This window comes from Halobellus sp. EA9, assembly GCF_051195055.1.
Taxonomy (GTDB): domain Archaea; phylum Halobacteriota; class Halobacteria; order Halobacteriales; family Haloferacaceae; genus Haloquadratum; species Haloquadratum rubicundus.
Map to the genome: position 1 here is coordinate 202,589 of NZ_JBNTJW010000006.1, position 15,746 is coordinate 218,334.

Below are 15,746 nucleotides of genomic sequence, written 5' to 3' on the forward strand. Positions count from 1 at the left end.
GTGCGCTCGACGAAGTCGGCCGACGCAAGCACCGCGAACGACGAAGAGCGCAGCGAGGCCCCGAGTCGAGCGCGCGGGGGCTTCCGATTTCAACACCATTGCCACCCCACCGGTGTCGTTCCTATTCCCGCAGCATCTTTCGTACGGCCGAAGGTTCAAATCCGGCCGCGCGGAAGCGGAGGTATGTACGCCGTCGTCGGCTGCACCGACTGCGAGCACCTCTGGCTCCTGAAGGATCCGCGGGCCGCCGAGACCGCCACGTGTCCCCAGTGCGGGCGGACCCACCGGACGAAGAAGCTCCGGCGGTTCGTCGAGGACGAAGACAGGGAGGCCGCCAGGCAGGCCCGCTCGGCGCTCTTGGCCAAGCGCGGCGGCAACAGCGAGGCCTTCGCGGAGACGGCCCACGTCGCGGAGATGGAGCGCGACCTCGACAAGCGCGGCGTCGACGACAGGGAGTACATCGAGGGATCGGGCCTCGACGCCGACGAGATCGACGCCGCGGGCGAGCGGGCGTCCGCGGGGCAGGCCGGATCGAGCCCGAGTCGACCGGAGATCGTCCGCGAGGCGCTTCGGACCCTGGAGTCGCCGACGGCCGACGACGTCGCCGACTACGCCGCAGAGCGGGGCGTGCCCGCCGAAGCGGCCCGCGATCTGCTGGAGAAGCTCACCCGCCGCGGCGAGGCCTCGGAGTCCCGCGGGACCTACCGGCTCCTGTGAGGATGGCGGGCGATCCATCCGGCGGCTCGGGCCTCGCTGGCACCGCGGTCCGCCTCGTCGTCGTCGCGTGTTTCGCCGGCGGGGCCGCGGCGGCCCTCACCGGCCGCCTGGTCGTCGCCGGCGGGGCGTTCCTGGCCGGTCACACGCTGCTCGGCGGCGCGGCGGTGATCCAGAGCCAGCGCCGCCGGGGCGTCGGTTTCTCGCTGTCCGGACTGGGGTGGCTACTGCTGTCGCTGGGATCGGCGGTCGGACAGAGCGGAGGCGCAACCGCGGCCGGGCTGTCGGAACAGCCGCTCCTGCTTGTCGGCGCGGGACTGGTCGGTATCGGAACGCTGCTTCTCGTCGACCCGTTCGGCGAGTGAGGCGCGTTCGGGGTCGGCCCCGCTATCGGCCGAGTTCGGCGTGCGCGCTGGAGAGGTGCCGCGAGGCGAGCGCCGAGAGCAACGACAGTTCCCCGGCGAGCGCGCCGACCGCGACGTACTCGGCGAGCGCGTCGGCGTTCGAGCCCGCCGGGTCGCCGCCGCCCCGAACCCCCAGGACGTCGAGCGCCTCCGACTGCGTGGGGAGCTTGGTGCCGCCGCCGACGGTGCCGACTTCGAGCGACGCCAGCGACACCGAGAGGTAGAGGTCGCCGTCGCGCTCCTCGGCTGTGGTGATGGCGTTGGCGCCCTCGACGACCTGAGCCTCGTCCTGGCCGGTCGCGAGGAACATCGCGGCGACGACGTTCGCGACGTGGGCGTTGAAGCCGAGGCTGCCGGCCTTCGCGGAGCCGACGAGGTTCTTTCGCGTGTTCAGTTCCGCGATGTCGCCGGGGGTCGTGTGGAGCCGCTCTTCGACGACCTCTCGGGGGATGGTCACGTCCGCGGTCACGGTCCGGCCGCGGCCCTCGACGGCGTTGATCGCGGCGGGCTTCTTGTCGGTGCAGAGATTCCCCGAGAGCGCGACGAGTTCGGCCTCGGTCTCCGATTCGACGACGTCGCAGGCGGCCTCGGTCGCGATCGTGGCCATATTCATCCCCATCGCGTCTTTGGTGTCGTAGCGGAAGCGGAGGTAGACGGAGTTGCCGACGACGTACGGCGTCACGTCCAGGACCTCCCCGTGGCTCGTCGTCGACTCGGCGGCCTCTGCCAGTCGGTCGGTGTTGTCCCGGACCCACGAGACCAGCGCCTCGGCCTCGACGACGTCGGTGACGCGAAAGACCGGCGCGCGGGTCATCCCCGACTTCAGGACGCGCGCGTTCGCGCCGCCCGCTCGGGAGAGGACCGAACAGCCGCGGTTGACGCTCGCCAGGAGGGCGCCCTCGGTCGTCGCTAGGGGGAGGTACGTCTCGCCGTCGGCCGCGCCGCCGTTCACGTCGACGGGGCCGGCGACGCCGACCGGGACCTGGACGGTCCCGAGCATATTCTCGATGTTCGACTCCGCGCGCTCGGCGGGGAAGCCGTAGTTGCCGATCGACTCCAGCGACGCGTCTGTCGCGCCCTCGACGACCAGCCGGCGCGCCGCGGCCGCCGCGTCGGCGTCGGCGTGGTCGTCGAGTTCGTGGAGCCGGAGGTCGCCCGCGCGGACGCGCTCGGCGAGCGATTCGGGGTCGGCGTCGGAAGCGTCGTCGGCGTCGGAAGCGTCGTCGGCGTCGGTCATAGGCCCTCGTTCCGGGGGACGGCCCTAACGGTTTCCGGTTCCGGCCCTCGGAGGGGAGCCGAAGGGAAACCTACTCGTCCCCCCGAGGAAAGGTCCGAGTATGACCGCGCCGTTCTTCCAGCGCCTCGCCGACCGGATCGAGCGAATCGACAGCGTCGTCTCCGTAGGACTGGACGCCGACCGCTCGCGGCTCCCCGAGCACCTGACCGAAAAGGACCTCCCGCAGTGGGCGTTCAACCGCCGGATCATCGACGCGACGCACGAACACGCCGCCTGCTACAAGCCGAACGCGGCGTTCTACGAGGACGCGGAGGGCTGGCGCGCGCTCCGCGAGACGGTCGCGTACGCCCACGGCAAGGACGTGCCCGTCCTGCTCGACGCGAAACGGGCCGACATCGGCAACACGACGCGACAGTATGCGAAGCTGCTCGACGAGGTCGACGCCATCACCGTGAATCCGTATATGGGCCGAGACTCCCTCCAGCCGTTTCTGGACCGGGAGGACAAGGGGATCTTCGTGCTCTGTCGGACCTCGAATCCCGGCGGCGCCGACCTCCAGGACCTCGAACTCGCCTCCGGCGAGGCCGTCTACGAGCGGGTCGCGGCGCTCGCGGACCTGTGGAACGAACACGGCAACGTCGGTCTCGTCGTGGGCGCGACCGCGCCCGAGGAACTGGACTCGATCCGCGAGCAGGTCCCCGACCTCCCGTTCCTCGTGCCGGGAATCGGCGCGCAGGGCGGCGATGCAGAGGCGGCCGTGAAGCACGGGCTGGCGGACGGCGTCGGCCTGGTGAACTCCTCGCGGGGGATCATCTTCGCCGGCGAGGACGAGGGCGAGGCGTTCGCGACGGCCGCCGGAAACGCGGCCAAGCGGCTGAAGCAGCGGCTGAATCAGTACCGCGAGGGCTGATGCGGTGTTCTGTGCTGCGCACTGATCACCGAAACTCGGGCACGTCCCCGTCGCCCTCGGCGAACACGTCGTCGCGGCCCTCGGGGTCGGCGCAGTGGACGCAGACGCCGCGGTCCTGGTCGAAGTGGACCGAACAGACGGCCGCGCCGCAGCGGTGGCACGCGTACTCGGCCTCGCGCTGTTCGCACACCTGACAGGCGCCCGTCACGCTCATAGTCGACGTTGCGGGCGCGGGCACTTGAGTCGCGGGGGCGTCGCTCCCGGCGGCGACGCACGAGCAACGCTCTTTGTGCCGGCGTCCAAGGAAAGGATATGGGCATCACGCTGTACGCGCTCGACGGCTGTCCGTACTGTGAGGCGGTCCAAGACGCGCTCGAAGACCACGGGATCGACTACGAGACCGAGTGGGTCGAGGGGCTCCACTCGAAGCGAAACGAGGTGAAGCGCGTGAGCGGCCAGCGCGCCGTGCCCGTCCTGATCGACGACGCACGCGGCGTCACGATGTGCGAGAGCGAGAACATCATCGAGTACGTCGAGACGACCCTCGCGAACCGATGAAGATCTACACCGGCCGCGGCGACGAGGGGATGACCGACCTGCGGGATATGTCGCGGGTCTCGAAGACCAGCGCCCGGATCGAGGCTTACGGCACCGTCGACGAGGCCAACGCCGTGATCGGCACCGCGCGGCCCACCGGCTACGACGACGTCGACGAGACGCTCGAACGGGTGCAGAACCACCTCCACATCGTCCAGGCGGACTTCGCGAACCCCACTCCCGAGGAGGACGACCCGGTCGTGACCGCCGAGCACGTCGAGGAACTGGAGGACGCCATCGACGAGGCCGACGAGGAACTCGAACCCCTGACGTCGTTCATTCTGCCCGGCGGGAGCGAGTCGGGCGCGGCACTCCACCACGCGCGGGCGGTCGTCCGCCGCGCCGAGCGCCGCGCCGTCGCGCTCGCGGCCGACGAGCCCGTGAACGAGGAGGCGATCCGCTACCTCAATCGGCTCTCGGACGCGCTGTTCGTGTTCGGACGGCTGGTGAACGCCCGGGACGGCGTGCCCGAGGAGTCGCCGTCGTACTGATTGTTATCTCTCCTTATCGGTGCTCACCGGTAGTGGGACGATGAGTACCGGTGATCAGTTATACAATCAGTATGAAGGAGCCTCGGAGGAGATCGCTTGAGTCCGGCTATGGAGAAACATCGATTCGCGGTCGGTGGTCTAATCCAGTCATAGTACGTTGCAAGCGGAAGTCTACCTGTTCATCGGAGTGTGTAAACGACAGAGTAGGCCAGCAACACACGCGCTACGGGTCGTCTGGATGTACCACCGTTTCCAATCCCGCTTTGATAATTTCTCGATAGGCATCTTCGAGGCTCAGATTCTGCTGTTCGGCGTAGTCTTTCACGCGCCCATTCAGCGTGTGCGAGATATCGATGTTCGGTCGCATCGTTTATGTCCATAAGACATATGGACAAATAAATACGAGTGTCTGTTGTCGTGAGGCGAACCAACACGTTCGCGGTGCGCCCGCCCTCAGAGCAGGACGAGCAACTGCTCCGCAATCTGTTGGATGCCTCCGCCAGCCTCTGGAATGAGTTGAATTACGAGCGGCGTCAGCAGTTCTTCAACGGAGAGTCGGTATGGGAAACCGCTGATTACCGCAAACGGTACGTCGGTGTCCTCAGCTCCGCCACCGCCCAACAGATCATACGCAAGAACTCCGAAGCGTGGCGGTCGTTTTTCGCTGCCCGAGACGACGGCGAGAACACTGCCCCGCCCGGCTACTGGGGCAACGAGGACGAGGGGCGGGACTTGCGGACGTATATCCGCCACGACCAGTACACCCTCAAAACCGGCGATCGGAGTCGACTCGAAATCCCTGTCGGTCAAGACCTCAAAGACGAGTACGGCCTTGGCTACCACGATCGCCTGCGCCTCGAAGTCGCTGGGGACCCGAAATGGGAGGGCGAACAGGGTCGGTTGGAACTGTACTACGACGAGGTGGCCGATACGTTCAGGTCCATTCAGCCTGTCACCGTCCCCGATTCTCGACAGGACTCACCATTAGCCGAGGAATCGGCTGCCTTGGACGTGGGCGCGAACAACTTCGTCGCCTGTACGACCACGACCGGTCAGCAGTACCTCTACGAGGGCCGCGACCTGTTCACCCGCTTCCGCGAGACCACCGAGGAGATCGCGCGCTTGCAGTCGAAACTCTGCGAGGGTCAGTACAGCAGTCGGCGTATTCAACGCCTCTACCGCAAGCGGACACGACGACGGGACCACGCGCAAGACACGCTCGTCCGAAATTTGATGGAACGACTATACGAGGAAGGCGTGGCGACGGTATACGTGGGTGACCTCACCGACGTTCTCTCGGAACACTGGAGCGCTGAAGTGAACGAGAAGACGCATCAGTTCTGGGCGTATCGGTCATTCATCAATCGTCTCGCCACGACCGCCGAGGAGTACAGCATCACAGTCGAAGTTGAATCAGAAGCGTACACCACGGCAGAATGTCCGATCTGTGGCGAGCGAGAGGAGACGGACCGGAACGGCGACGTATTCCGGTGTTCCTGTGGCCACAAGGGGCACGCCGATCTCGGCGCGTCGCGAACGTTCCTTGAACGACAGGCTGGCATAAATCTGGAAGTTGGGTCGATGGCACGGCCCGTACGTCTCAAGTGGGATGACCACAACTGGTCGGAGCTACCATACTCTCCCGAGAGGGCGAGTCCCAACGAGAAGCGTACAGACCAGAGTACCGGCGACGGGAAACTTGCCTCCGTAGGCACGGCATAGCCGCCATCTCTACCGGAGGAATCCCATCCCTTCAGGGATGGGAGGATGTCAAGTCGCCTTCACACGGCAAAAGTCGCGTAGCGAATCCACCATCTTGCATACACATATGACGGACACGTTCCCCCCCGACTCGATTGAAAGAATAATCCCTGGGCCAAAACTCGAATCCAATCCGTTTAAGGAACCGTATACGAAATAGGTAATCAAGGGCTGGTGGTCTAGTCCGGTTATGACGGCTCCTTCACACGGAGCAGGTCGGCAGTTCGAATCTGCCCCAGCCCACTTCTGACGAACGCAACGAAGAGCGACAGCGGTAAGTCGCTTTGGGGAATCAACGGGCGGATCCGACCGAGTGAGCGGAGGTCTGGGCAGCATAAAACACCTGACAACGGCGTAGTTTATCCCTGTCGCGTCCCGAGGGCAGGTATGCCGATGAAGGGCGGCGAGACGGACGGCTACCGAGAGATCGACCGCTGGGACCGCGGCGTCGGCTGGATCGCGTATCCCGACGAAGAGATGCAGCGCGCCAGCCACGCGCTCGTCGGCGACGACGGCGGCGTCTGGGTTATCGATCCGGTCGACGCGCCCGACCTCGACGATCTGTTGGCCGAGTTCGGCGACGTCGTCGGCGTCGCCCTCGGGCTCGACCGCCACAAACGCGACGCCGCGGCAGTGGCGACGCGCCACGAGGTCCCGGTGTACCTCCCGCGCTGGATGTCCGGCGTCGAACGGGATCTCGACGCCCCGGTGCGGCGCTACGACGGCGAACTCGGCGACTCCGGAATCGAGACGTTCAAACTCCGAGACTCCAGCCTCCCGCGGTGGCAGGAGGTCGGCTTCGTCCACCCCGAAGACGGTACCCTCCTCGTTCCGGAGGCCGTCGGAACGGCGTCGTTCTTCTGTGCGCCCGGCGAGCGGCTCGGCATCCATCCCGTCCTGCGACCGCTTCCGCCGCGACGTGCGCTCAGGGGCCACGATCCGGAGCGCGTCCTCGTCGGTCACGGCGCGGGCGTGACGACCGACGCGGCGGCGACGCTGCGCGAGACGCTCGACGGCGCCCGCCGGAATATGCCGGGCGCCTACGGGCAGATGCTTCGCGAGCTGTTACCGTAGGGACCGAGCGGGCGCCGTCGAGGGAATGCCGACGGGATTTTGGGCCCGCGCGCCGTTCGGGCTGGCGTGGTCTACATCACCCGCGGGCTCCTCGACGCGCTCTTGGAGATGGCAGAGGCGGAGGAGCCGACGCCGGTCAGCGTCGTGCTCGCGTCGACGCCGGCCGGCGAGTTCGAGGCGGACCTCGGGCTCGACGCCGACACGTCGGTGTTGACGCACTTTTATTTCCCCGAGACGAGCGAGTCGGTGTCGGCCGTGTTCGGGATGGACCTCGGCACGCCCGCCGGCCGCGGCCGGGCGCGGTTCGTCTCCCACCCGCAGGGCCCGCTGGCGGCGACGCGGGAGGACACCTTCGCGGCGGCGCTCCTCGTCGCGGTCCCGCCCTGGGAGGGCTCTTCGTGTGCGGCCTTCGACCGCAACGATCGGCGGCTCGATCTCGACGTGGTGGATGCCGATCCTCCGCGGGAGTCGCTCTTGGGCGAGTAGCCTGCGGCGATTTCGGGCCGAGTCAGCGGTCCAGGTAGCCCAGGTCGGCGAGCTGGGCGGCGATGTCCTCGAACTCGGCCTCGGTGAGTTCGCCCTCGCGCTGGTACTGGATCACGATGCTCCGGAGCAGGAACCGCACGAGGTCGCTGGTGCTCGAAAAGCTCGTCCCCTCGATGGTGTCGTCGACGCGTTCGGCGAGGTCCTTCGGGATCGAGACCGTGGTGTACTCCGTCATCGTCGTGTGAGTGAGGCGAGGCACACACAAAACCCTGCGGACTCCCTCGGCTCGTCCGGAGCCGGGGGTTTTTCGACCCCCGGGAACCTATCACCCGGGGATGGCTGTCAGACCACCGCAGCAGGGCGACGACGAACCCGAATCCCTGGAGTTCGGTATCGCGGCGCTCGACCCCTATCTCTCGGAGGCGAATCTCACGTTCCCGGCGACGTCAGACGAGATCGTCCGGGCGCTCGGCGACCCCGCGATCCCGTACGACGCCAACGACAACACGGTCGCGCTCTCGGAGGCGCTCGCGGCTGCCGGACAGAGCCGGTTCGAGAGCGAACGGGAGTTCCTGGACGCCCTCCACCCCGTCCTCGAGGAGTACCGCGCCTCCGGCGGCGGCCTGTTCTCGCAGCTTCGAGCGCTCTTGCCGTTCTAGCCCGGATGTTTCGCAGAACGGCCCGATAGTGAAAAGAGGTTTCACAGTACGCCGCCATCGACAAGACACAATGAAAGCTGTCGTACTGGCAGCCGGCGAAGGCACCCGTCTCCGGCCGCTCACCGAGGACAAGCCCAAGGGGATGGTCGAGGTGAACGAAAAGCCCATTCTGACACACTGCTTCGAGCAGCTCGTCGAACTGGGGGCCGACGAACTCGTCGTGGTCGTGGGATACCTGAAGCAGAAAATCATCGACCACTACGGCGACGAGTTCGATGACATCCCGATCACGTACGCACATCAACGCGAGCAGAAGGGACTGGCGCACGCGTTGCTTACTGTGGAGGACCACATCGACGACGACTTTATGCTGATGCTCGGGGACAACGTCTTCCGCGCGAACCTGGAAGACGTGGTCCGGCGACAGCGCGAGGATCGAGCCGATGCGGCGTTCCTCGTCGAGGAGGTCCCCTGGGAAGAGGCGAGCCGGTACGGAGTGTGTGACACGAACAAATACGGGGAGATTACGGATGTCGTGGAGAAACCGGACGATCCGCCCTCTAATTTAGTGATGACGGGGTTCTACACGTTTACGCCGGCGATCTTCCACGCCTGTCATCTGGTGCAGCCGTCTAACAGGGGTGAGTACGAGATCTCGGAGGCGATCGATCTCCTGATTCAGAGTGGTCGTACTATCGATGCGATCGGATTAGAGGGATGGCGGGTGGACGTTGGCTATCCCGAGGATCGGGAGGAAGCGGAAGCGCGGTTGAAGAGCGAAAACATAGACGCGGAGACGGATTCCGAGAGGTCGATAGAGTCCTGATACTGATCACTCGTATCGTGTACCGGCGGTCGTCACTCCCGGTGGCGGTGCTCGGCGGTCCGAGACGAGAACAGTCAGTGTGACGGGGGCGAGAGCGGTCGGTATCACTCGTCGAGCCGATCGATCTCCTGTAGCGTCTCGCGGTGGAGCGCGAGGATCAGGTCCGCGAGGACGCCGAACATCAGCAGTTGGACGCCGACGATAATCCCGAACCCCGCGACGACCGCGAGCACCTCGTGGGAGATGCCTCGCGTGAGCCAGTCGACGAGGACGTACGCGGCGATGACGAGGCCGGTGACCGTCGAGAGGACGCCCAGACTGCCGAAGTAGAAGAGCGGATTGTTGGTCTTCGCGCGGCGGTACAGTTCCAGGAAGATGATCCCGCCGTCGCGGATCGGTCTGAGGTTCGTGTCCGATCCGGAGGGGCGAGGGAGATACGAGATCGGGACGACCGCGGTCGGGACGTTCCGCTTTGCGCACTCGACGGCCATCTCGGTCTCGACGCCGAAGCCGTCCGAGGAGAGCGTCATTTGCAGGAACGACTCGCGGGTGAACGCGCGGTAGCCCGAGAGGATGTCGCCGTAGTTCTCCCCGTGGACGATCGAGAACCCGCGGTTGATGATGCGGTTGCCGAACTGATTGAATCGGGTCATCGCGCCCTCGCGGAGGTCCGCGAATCGGTTGCCGATGACGTGTTCCGCATCGCCCTCCAGGAGCGGTTCCAGCATCGTCTCGGCGTCCTCGACGCGGTACGTCGCGTCGCCGTCGAGCATCAGCACGTACTCGCGGTCGACGTGCTCGCGGACGCCCTCGCGGACGGCCTGGCCCTTGCCCGATCCGGACTGGTAGACGACGCGCGCGCCGTGCTCGTCGGCGATGTCGTCGGTGCCGTCCTCGGAGCCGCCGTCGACGACGAGGACGTCGTCGAAGCCCGCGCTCCGGAAGTCCGCGACTACCTCGCCGATCGTCTCGGCCTCGTTGTAGGTGGGCACGAGGACGCAGACGTCGTCGTAATCCATCGTCGGGACTGCGTCGGGGACGCATAAAAGTGGTTCCGAAAGCGACACGGCCGGCGCGTTCCACTCGCCCACTACCGGGATTTTTCTCCCGCTTTCGCGTACGGACGAACGATGTTCGGGACCAGCGGCATCCGCGGGCGCGTCGGGTCGGAAGTCACCGCCGAGTTGGCGCTCAGCGTCGGCCGGGCGCTCGCCTCGACGGGATACGAACGGGTCGTCGTCGGCCGCGACGTCCGCGAGAGCGGCCGGATGCTCGAACGCGCGCTCGTCGCGGGCGTGACCGAGTGCGGCGGCGACGCGATCGGCGTCGGCGTCGAGCCGACGCCTACTATCGCCCGCTACGTGGGCGAGGTCGACGTGGACGCTGGCGTCGCGATCACGGCCTCGCACAATCCCCCCGAGGACAACGGGATCAAGCTCTGGTCGCCCAGCGGGCAGGCGTTCGACGAGAGGAAGAAGCGGGAGATCGCCGAAGCGGTCGAGGGGGAGGCGTTCGACCTCGCGGACTGGAACGGCGTCGGCGAGCGGACCGCCGCGAGCGACGCCCGCGAGCGCCACGCCGCAGTGCTCCGGGAGGCCCTGGCCGACGCGCCCGTCGACGAGCTCTCGGTCGTCGTCGACGTCGGCAACGGGACCGGCCGCGTCACGGCCGACGTCCTCGACGCCGTCGGCTGCGACGTCGAGACGCTCAACGGCCAGCGCGACGGCGGCTTTCCGGGACGGCCGAGCGAGCCCACGGCAGAAAACTGCGCGACCGCGCGGGCGCTCGTCGAGTCGACCGACGCCGACCTCGGGATCCTCCACGACGGCGACGCCGACCGGATGCTGGCCGTCGACGAGGAGGGAGCCTTCGTCGGCGGCGACGCCCTGCTCGCGCTCTTCGGACGCCGGGAGGTCGGCGAGGGCGATCGCGTGGCCGTTCCGGTCGACACCTCGCTCGCGGTCGCCGACGCCGTCTCCGAACGGGGCGGCGACGTCGTCTACACGCCCGTCGGCGACGTCTTCGTGGCCGAGCGCGCCGCCGAGCCGGGGGTCGTCTTCGGCGGCGAGCCGAGCGGCGCGTGGATCTGGCCCGACGAGACGCTCTGTCCGGACGGCCCGCTCGCGGCGTGTCGGCTCGCCGCCGTCGTCGCCGACGACGGACCGCTGTCCGCGCTCGTCGACGAGCTGCCGCGGTATCCGATCCGCCGGGACGCCGTCCGCACCGAACGCAAGGGCGCAGTGATGGACCGAGTACGGGAGATCGCAGACGAGGAGTACGCGGAGGTGCAGACGCTCGACGGCGTCCGGATCGACACCGACCGGGGGTGGTTCCTCGTGCGCGCGAGCGGGACCGAACCGCTCGTCCGACTGACTGCGGAAGCCCGCGACGAAGACGACGCCGACGCGCTGTTCGCGGAAGCGAAGGAATTGGTCGAGCGGGCGAGGTGACGCCGCCGCGCGACGACGTCACTGCTGCCAGGCGATCACACGTCCGCCGGATCTGCCCGAGTGACGACTCCGTCGAAGTCGTCGTCGAAGCTCAACACCCGATCGAGGCCGTTCCGCTCGATCAGCGCTACGGTCAGAGCGTCCGTGAAGCTCAGTTCCTGATCGTCGTATCGCTCGAAGACGTTGACCGCATCCGAAAACGACCCCGCAGAGACGTGCAGCATCTCGAAAGCTCGCGGATACGCTTCGCGCCCCAGGAGGCGGTCGCTCAGGTTCTTGGCCGCAGCGAACGATCCGGTCCGCCTGCGGGCCAGGGTGAGCGCTTCGTCGAAGACGTAGTCGCTGATGTAGGGCTGTCCCAGGTCGCCGTCGTAGACGGCTTCAAGCGCCTCGGCGGCCGCCTCGTGTCTCGCTGCGTCCGCATCGTGCTCGGCGTACAGGACGCCCGTGTCGACGAGGACGGTCATCCGTACAGGATCTCGTCGATGTCCGACTCGTCGGTTTCGACGCCTGAACTGATCCGGCCCTCGCGCATCGCGTCCTTCTCGTCGGCGGAGAGCGGCACGGTCGACTCCCGGAAGGAGTCGATGACGTCCGCTCGCGACTCGTATGCGTCGTCGATCAGCCGCGTCAGGAGCTCCTGCTGGGTGACGTTCTGCCCGGTCCGAAGGCGGATCTCCGCCTGGAGCTCTTCGAGCCGCGACTTCGCGTCGTCGTCGACTTTCACTGCCGTCGCCATAGACGGGTATTCGCGCGGTGTTGGGTAAACGTTTCCACCCAGTAACCGAGTAACAGCCGAGATCTCGGCGTTCGGTCATCCCTCGAAACAGCAGGGACCATAGCCACTATACGCCGGTGTGCCGTCGGGCGACGTATGTACGGAGTCGTACTCGCGGCCGGACAGGGAACGCGGATGCGACCGCTGACGGACGACAGACCCAAGCCGCTGCTCCCGGCGGCCGGCCGACCGCTCCTCGAACACGTCTTCGACGCCTGCGCCGACGTCGTCGAGGAGTTCGTCGTCGTGGTCGGCTACCGGGGCGAGGACGTGAGCGACGCGCTCGGAGCCGAGTATCGGGGGGTTCCGATCAGCTACGTCGAACAGGAAAATCCGAAAGGGACGGCGCACGCCATCGCGCAGGCCCGCTCTGTCGTCGACGATCGCTTCGTCGTCCTCAACGGGGACGTCCTCGTCGACCCCGGGCTCGCCGAGGCGCTCGCCGCCGCCGACGGATACGCCATCGCGACGACTGCGGTGTCGGACCCGAGTTCGTACGGCGTCGTCTCGGTCGGCGCCGACGGCGACCTGGAAGCCATCGTCGAGAAACCGTCTGATCCGCCGACGAACCTCGCGAACGTCGGCTGTTACGCCTTCGAGCCGGAGGTGTTCGAGTACATCGACCGGACGGGAGAGAGCGAGCGCGGCGAGTACGAGATCACGGAGACGCTGGAGTTGCTGCTGGCGGACGGCCGCGAGGTCTCCGTCGTGGAGTACGACGGCCGCTGGCTCGACGTGGGACGCCCCTGGGAGCTGCTGCGGGCGAACGAACTCCTTTTGGAAGACATCGAGCGCGAGATCGACGGAGACGTCGCAGCCGGCGCGAGCGTCGACGGCGACGTCGTCGTCGAGGGAGGGGCGACGGTTCGCGACGGTGTGACCATCGAGGGCCCCGCGATCGTGAAATCCGGCGCCGAATTGGGCCCGAACGCGTACGTCCGCGGGGCAACGGTCGTCGGCCCGAATGGAACAGTCGGCCACGGCGTCGAAGTCAAGAACTCGATTCTGATGGAAAACGCGGCGGTCCCGCATCTGTCGTACGTCGGCGACTCGGTTCTCGGGCGGGACGTGAACCTCGGCGCCGGAACGAAGGTGGCGAACCTGCGCCACGACGACGCCTCGGTGAAGATGACGGTGAAGGGCGAACGCGTGGACACGGGTCGGCGGAAGCTGGGCGTCGTGCTCGGCGACCGGGCGAAAACGGGCATCAACACGAGTCTGAACGCGGGCGTGAAACTGGCGTCGGGGGCGACGACCACGCCTGGTGAAGTGGTGGTCCGGGACGTCGAATCCGAGTAAACGGCGTCGATCGGAGGCAGGCAACGATACCGATCGAGCGTCCGTCGAAGGCCGAACTACAAAGTATTTCACGGACAGTCGGCATTTTCCGCCGATGCGCGTCTCCGTCGTCATCTGTGCGTACGACCCCGATCTCTACGGCCACCTTCGCGACGCGGTCGAGAGCGTGCTTGAGCAGAGCTACGACGACGTCGAGGCAGTCGTCGTCGTCGACGGGAGCGAGACGCTCCATCGACGCGTCCGCGACGACTACGGCGACGTCGGGGGGGTTCGAATCCACCGCAACGAGACGAACCTCGGCCTCTCACGGAGCCGAAACGCCGGAATCGAAGAGAGCACCGGAGACGTGATCGCGTTCCTCGACGACGACGCAGTCGCTCGACCGGACTGGGTCGAGAAGCTCGTCGAGACCTACGAGCGACGGGACGCGATGGCGGCGGGCGGCCGGATGGCGCCGCTGTGGGTCGCGGGCGAACCGACGTTCCTCCCGCCGGAGTTCTACTGGCTCGTCGGCGTGACGCACCGCGGATTCCCCAAAGAGGAGTGCGAGGTCCGGAACACCTTCGGATCGAACATCTCCTTCAAGCGGGAGGTATTCGAGGAGATCGGCGGCTTCGAGCCCGAACTCGGCCGGCACGGCGACAGGCAGATCCAGGGCGAGGAGACGGAGCTGTCCGCGCGGATGCACGATGCCTTCGGCGAACGCGTCTGGTACAATCCCGACGCAGTCGTCGAACACAAAGTGTTCGACTTCCGGACAGACCCGAAGTGGCTCGTCAAGCGGGCGTTCTGGCAGGGGTACTCGAAGCGCGCCCTGGACGAACTCATCGGCGATTCGGGCGGCGAAGAGGGCGCCTTCCTCTCCCAGTTGCTGTTTCACGGACTCCCGGGCTACGCGTACAGAGCCATCGTCCGCAGGTCGAGTCAGGCCGCGAAACGGGGACTGTGTTCACTCGTTCTGACCGCTGCCGTCGGATTCGGATTCCTCTACGCGGTCGCGTCGGGATAGCGAACCACGTCCCGAAGGAGGTATGTCCCCCAGAGATGAATCTGGGGTATGCTCACCGATCGGCGCGTCGCCGTGACCGGTGCCGGCGGCTACATCGGCTCGCGGGTCGTCTCCGAACTGCTGGACGCCGGCGCCGAGGTCGTCGCGATCGACGACCTGTCGGGTCATCAGGTCGCCGAGTTTCCAGAGTCCGAGTTCGTGGAGTGCGACATCCGCGACGCCGACCGACTCCGGCGCACGCTCTCGGATGTCGACGCCGTCTGCCATCTGGCGGCGATCAGCGGAATTCCGGACTGTGAGTCCGATCCGGACCGCGCGTTCGAGGTCAACGTCCAGGGGACCGAGAACATCGCCTGGCACTGTCGGAGGGAGGGAATTCCGCTGGCGTTTGCGTCGAGTATGGCAGTCATCGGCGAACCGGTCGAGTTTCCGATCGACGCGGGGCATCCGCGGGACCCCGTGAGCCTCTACGGACTGACGAAGAAACTGAACGAGGACGACATCCACGACCTCGCGGCGGACGCCTTCCCGGCTCATCTCTTTCTCACGGCCAACCTCTACGGGACCCACGAGTTCGCGGGCACCACGGTCGGCAAGGAGACGGTGATCAACATCTTCGTCAGTCGGGCGCGGGAGTCGAAGCCGCTGGAGATCCACCGCCCGGGAACGCAGACGTTCGACTTCATCCACGTCAACGACGTCGCCCGCGCGTATCGGCGTTCGATGGCCGCGCTGGTCGGAGGTGAGGGGGACGAAGTCGGCGCGATCGATATCCCGCTCGCGAGCGGCGAGCAGTTGAACGTCATCGACGTGGCCGAGATCGTCCAGCGCGTCTGCCTGGAAGAGCGCGGCTACGAACCGGAGATCGAATTCGTCGAGGATCCCCGAGACAGCCAGCCCACGGGACCGGATTTCCCCGTCGACACGGCGACCGCACGCGATCGGCTCGGGTTCGAGACGGAGTTCACGGTCGAGGGGACAGTTCGAGAGATGCTCGGACCGAATTGATCTCTCACGAACGTTCGACACAAAATATTGAACACCGTCCACC

Annotated in this window: 21 protein-coding genes and 1 tRNA gene; 15 read left to right on the forward strand and 7 right to left on the reverse strand. The window is 66.7% G+C overall.

The features are described from left to right. The first annotated feature begins 183 nt into the window (after positions 1 to 183). Together ACQUQ0_RS09895 and ACQUQ0_RS09900 are read left to right on the forward strand one after the other, a co-directional pair. Positions 184 to 717, forward strand: coding sequence for a DUF5817 domain-containing protein (locus tag ACQUQ0_RS09895; protein WP_435184865.1), 534 nt, complete (start codon positions 184 to 186; stop codon positions 715 to 717). 2 nt (positions 718 to 719) lie between these two features. Beyond that, positions 720 to 1,079 carry a hypothetical protein gene (locus ACQUQ0_RS09900; RefSeq protein WP_435184866.1) on the forward strand — a complete coding sequence of 120 codons (360 nt, stop codon included), beginning with the start codon at positions 720 to 722 and terminating at the stop codon, positions 1,077 to 1,079. A gap of 22 nt (positions 1,080 to 1,101) precedes the next feature. Here ACQUQ0_RS09900 and hmgA read toward each other — a convergent pair whose 3' ends face one another. After that, positions 1,102 to 2,355, reverse strand: a complete 1,254-nt coding sequence (hmgA, locus tag ACQUQ0_RS09905) for a hydroxymethylglutaryl-CoA reductase (NADPH) (protein ID WP_435184867.1) — start codon at positions 2,353 to 2,355, stop codon at positions 1,102 to 1,104. Positions 2,356 to 2,455: 100 nt separating this feature from the next. Here hmgA and pyrF point away from each other — a divergent pair, with 100 nt between their 5' ends. Then, positions 2,456 to 3,265, forward strand: coding sequence for an orotidine-5'-phosphate decarboxylase (gene pyrF, locus ACQUQ0_RS09910; protein WP_435184868.1), 810 nt, complete (start codon positions 2,456 to 2,458; stop codon positions 3,263 to 3,265). Positions 3,266 to 3,290: 25 nt separating this feature from the next. On the opposite strand, the gene ACQUQ0_RS09915 is transcribed toward pyrF, so the two are convergent. Beyond that, on the reverse strand, positions 3,291 to 3,479 hold the full coding sequence (locus tag ACQUQ0_RS09915) for a zinc finger HIT domain-containing protein (RefSeq protein WP_372390984.1): 189 nt from the start codon (positions 3,477 to 3,479) through the stop codon (positions 3,291 to 3,293). Positions 3,480 to 3,577: 98 nt separating this feature from the next. Between ACQUQ0_RS09915 and ACQUQ0_RS09920 the strand changes: the two genes are divergently transcribed. Together ACQUQ0_RS09920 and ACQUQ0_RS09925 are read left to right on the forward strand one after the other, a co-directional pair. Continuing rightward, positions 3,578 to 3,823, forward strand: coding sequence for a glutaredoxin family protein (locus ACQUQ0_RS09920; RefSeq protein WP_435184869.1), 246 nt, complete (start codon positions 3,578 to 3,580; stop codon positions 3,821 to 3,823). Next, a complete protein-coding gene (locus ACQUQ0_RS09925; RefSeq protein WP_372390988.1) occupies positions 3,820 to 4,353 on the forward strand; it encodes a cob(I)yrinic acid a,c-diamide adenosyltransferase in 534 nt (177 codons plus the stop codon). Before ACQUQ0_RS09920 ends, ACQUQ0_RS09925 begins: the two co-directional genes overlap by 4 nt. A gap of 223 nt (positions 4,354 to 4,576) precedes the next feature. Here ACQUQ0_RS09925 and ACQUQ0_RS09930 read toward each other — a convergent pair whose 3' ends face one another. Then, positions 4,577 to 4,720 carry a hypothetical protein gene (locus ACQUQ0_RS09930; RefSeq protein WP_435184870.1) on the reverse strand — a complete coding sequence of 48 codons (144 nt, stop codon included), beginning with the start codon at positions 4,718 to 4,720 and terminating at the stop codon, positions 4,577 to 4,579. A 38-nt stretch (positions 4,721 to 4,758) separates the two neighbouring features. On the opposite strand from ACQUQ0_RS09930, the gene ACQUQ0_RS09935 reads away from it, so the two are divergent. The 4 genes from ACQUQ0_RS09935 to ACQUQ0_RS09950 all read left to right on the forward strand — a co-directional run bounded on the left by ACQUQ0_RS09935 (position 4,759) and on the right by ACQUQ0_RS09950 (position 7,674). Next, positions 4,759 to 6,075: an RNA-guided endonuclease InsQ/TnpB family protein gene (locus ACQUQ0_RS09935; RefSeq protein ID WP_435184871.1), complete on the forward strand. Its 1,317-nt coding sequence runs from the start codon at positions 4,759 to 4,761 to the stop codon at positions 6,073 to 6,075. A 207-nt stretch (positions 6,076 to 6,282) separates the two neighbouring features. After that, positions 6,283 to 6,357 (forward strand) — tRNA-Val (locus ACQUQ0_RS09940). A 144-nt stretch (positions 6,358 to 6,501) separates the two neighbouring features. Next, positions 6,502 to 7,188 (forward strand): hypothetical protein, encoded by a 687-nt coding sequence (locus ACQUQ0_RS09945; protein WP_435184872.1) that lies wholly within the window; start codon positions 6,502 to 6,504, stop codon positions 7,186 to 7,188. Positions 7,189 to 7,254: 66 nt separating this feature from the next. Beyond that, on the forward strand, positions 7,255 to 7,674 hold the full coding sequence (locus ACQUQ0_RS09950; protein ID WP_435184873.1) for a hypothetical protein: 420 nt from the start codon (positions 7,255 to 7,257) through the stop codon (positions 7,672 to 7,674). A 22-nt stretch (positions 7,675 to 7,696) separates the two neighbouring features. Here the strand turns inward: ACQUQ0_RS09950 and ACQUQ0_RS09955 are convergent, their stop codons facing one another. Continuing rightward, the gene (locus tag ACQUQ0_RS09955; RefSeq protein ID WP_372390997.1) at positions 7,697 to 7,909 is read right to left on the reverse strand and encodes a ribbon-helix-helix domain-containing protein; all 213 of its coding nucleotides are present in this window, start codon (positions 7,907 to 7,909) and stop codon (positions 7,697 to 7,699) included. Between the two features lie 100 nt (positions 7,910 to 8,009). Between ACQUQ0_RS09955 and ACQUQ0_RS09960 the strand changes: the two genes are divergently transcribed. Further along, a complete protein-coding gene (locus ACQUQ0_RS09960; RefSeq protein WP_435184874.1) occupies positions 8,010 to 8,333 on the forward strand; it encodes a hypothetical protein in 324 nt (107 codons plus the stop codon). Positions 8,334 to 8,403: 70 nt separating this feature from the next. Further along, positions 8,404 to 9,159 (forward strand): UTP--glucose-1-phosphate uridylyltransferase AglF, encoded by a 756-nt coding sequence (aglF, locus tag ACQUQ0_RS09965; RefSeq protein ID WP_435184875.1) that lies wholly within the window; start codon positions 8,404 to 8,406, stop codon positions 9,157 to 9,159. Positions 9,160 to 9,263: 104 nt separating this feature from the next. On the opposite strand, the gene aglJ is transcribed toward aglF, so the two are convergent. Further along, positions 9,264 to 10,178, reverse strand: a complete 915-nt coding sequence (gene aglJ / locus ACQUQ0_RS09970; protein ID WP_435184876.1) for an S-layer glycoprotein N-glycosyltransferase AglJ — start codon at positions 10,176 to 10,178, stop codon at positions 9,264 to 9,266. 111 nt (positions 10,179 to 10,289) lie between these two features. On the opposite strand from aglJ, the gene glmM reads away from it, so the two are divergent. Beyond that, positions 10,290 to 11,609, forward strand: a complete 1,320-nt coding sequence (glmM, locus tag ACQUQ0_RS09975; protein ID WP_435184877.1) for a phosphoglucosamine mutase — start codon at positions 10,290 to 10,292, stop codon at positions 11,607 to 11,609. Positions 11,610 to 11,644: 35 nt separating this feature from the next. On the opposite strand, the gene ACQUQ0_RS09980 is transcribed toward glmM, so the two are convergent. Both ACQUQ0_RS09980 and ACQUQ0_RS09985 read right to left on the reverse strand, forming a co-directional pair. Then, entirely contained in the window at positions 11,645 to 12,076 is a 432-nt protein-coding gene (locus ACQUQ0_RS09980) for a type II toxin-antitoxin system VapC family toxin (protein ID WP_435184878.1), read from the reverse strand. Further along, positions 12,073 to 12,348 (reverse strand): hypothetical protein, encoded by a 276-nt coding sequence (locus ACQUQ0_RS09985; protein WP_435184879.1) that lies wholly within the window; start codon positions 12,346 to 12,348, stop codon positions 12,073 to 12,075. Before ACQUQ0_RS09985 ends, ACQUQ0_RS09980 begins: the two co-directional genes overlap by 4 nt. 135 nt (positions 12,349 to 12,483) lie before the next feature. On the opposite strand from ACQUQ0_RS09985, the gene glmU reads away from it, so the two are divergent. From glmU to ACQUQ0_RS10000, 3 genes are all read left to right on the forward strand, one after another. Continuing rightward, entirely contained in the window at positions 12,484 to 13,686 is a 1,203-nt protein-coding gene (gene glmU, locus ACQUQ0_RS09990) for a bifunctional sugar-1-phosphate nucleotidylyltransferase/acetyltransferase (RefSeq protein WP_435184880.1), read from the forward strand. Positions 13,687 to 13,780: 94 nt separating this feature from the next. Continuing rightward, entirely contained in the window at positions 13,781 to 14,695 is a 915-nt protein-coding gene (gene aglG / locus ACQUQ0_RS09995) for a glucosyl-dolichyl phosphate glucuronosyltransferase (RefSeq protein WP_435184881.1), read from the forward strand. 48 nt (positions 14,696 to 14,743) lie between these two features. Then, a complete protein-coding gene (locus ACQUQ0_RS10000) occupies positions 14,744 to 15,703 on the forward strand; it encodes an NAD-dependent epimerase/dehydratase family protein (protein ID WP_435184882.1) in 960 nt (319 codons plus the stop codon). The last annotated feature ends 43 nt before the right edge of the window (positions 15,704 to 15,746 follow it).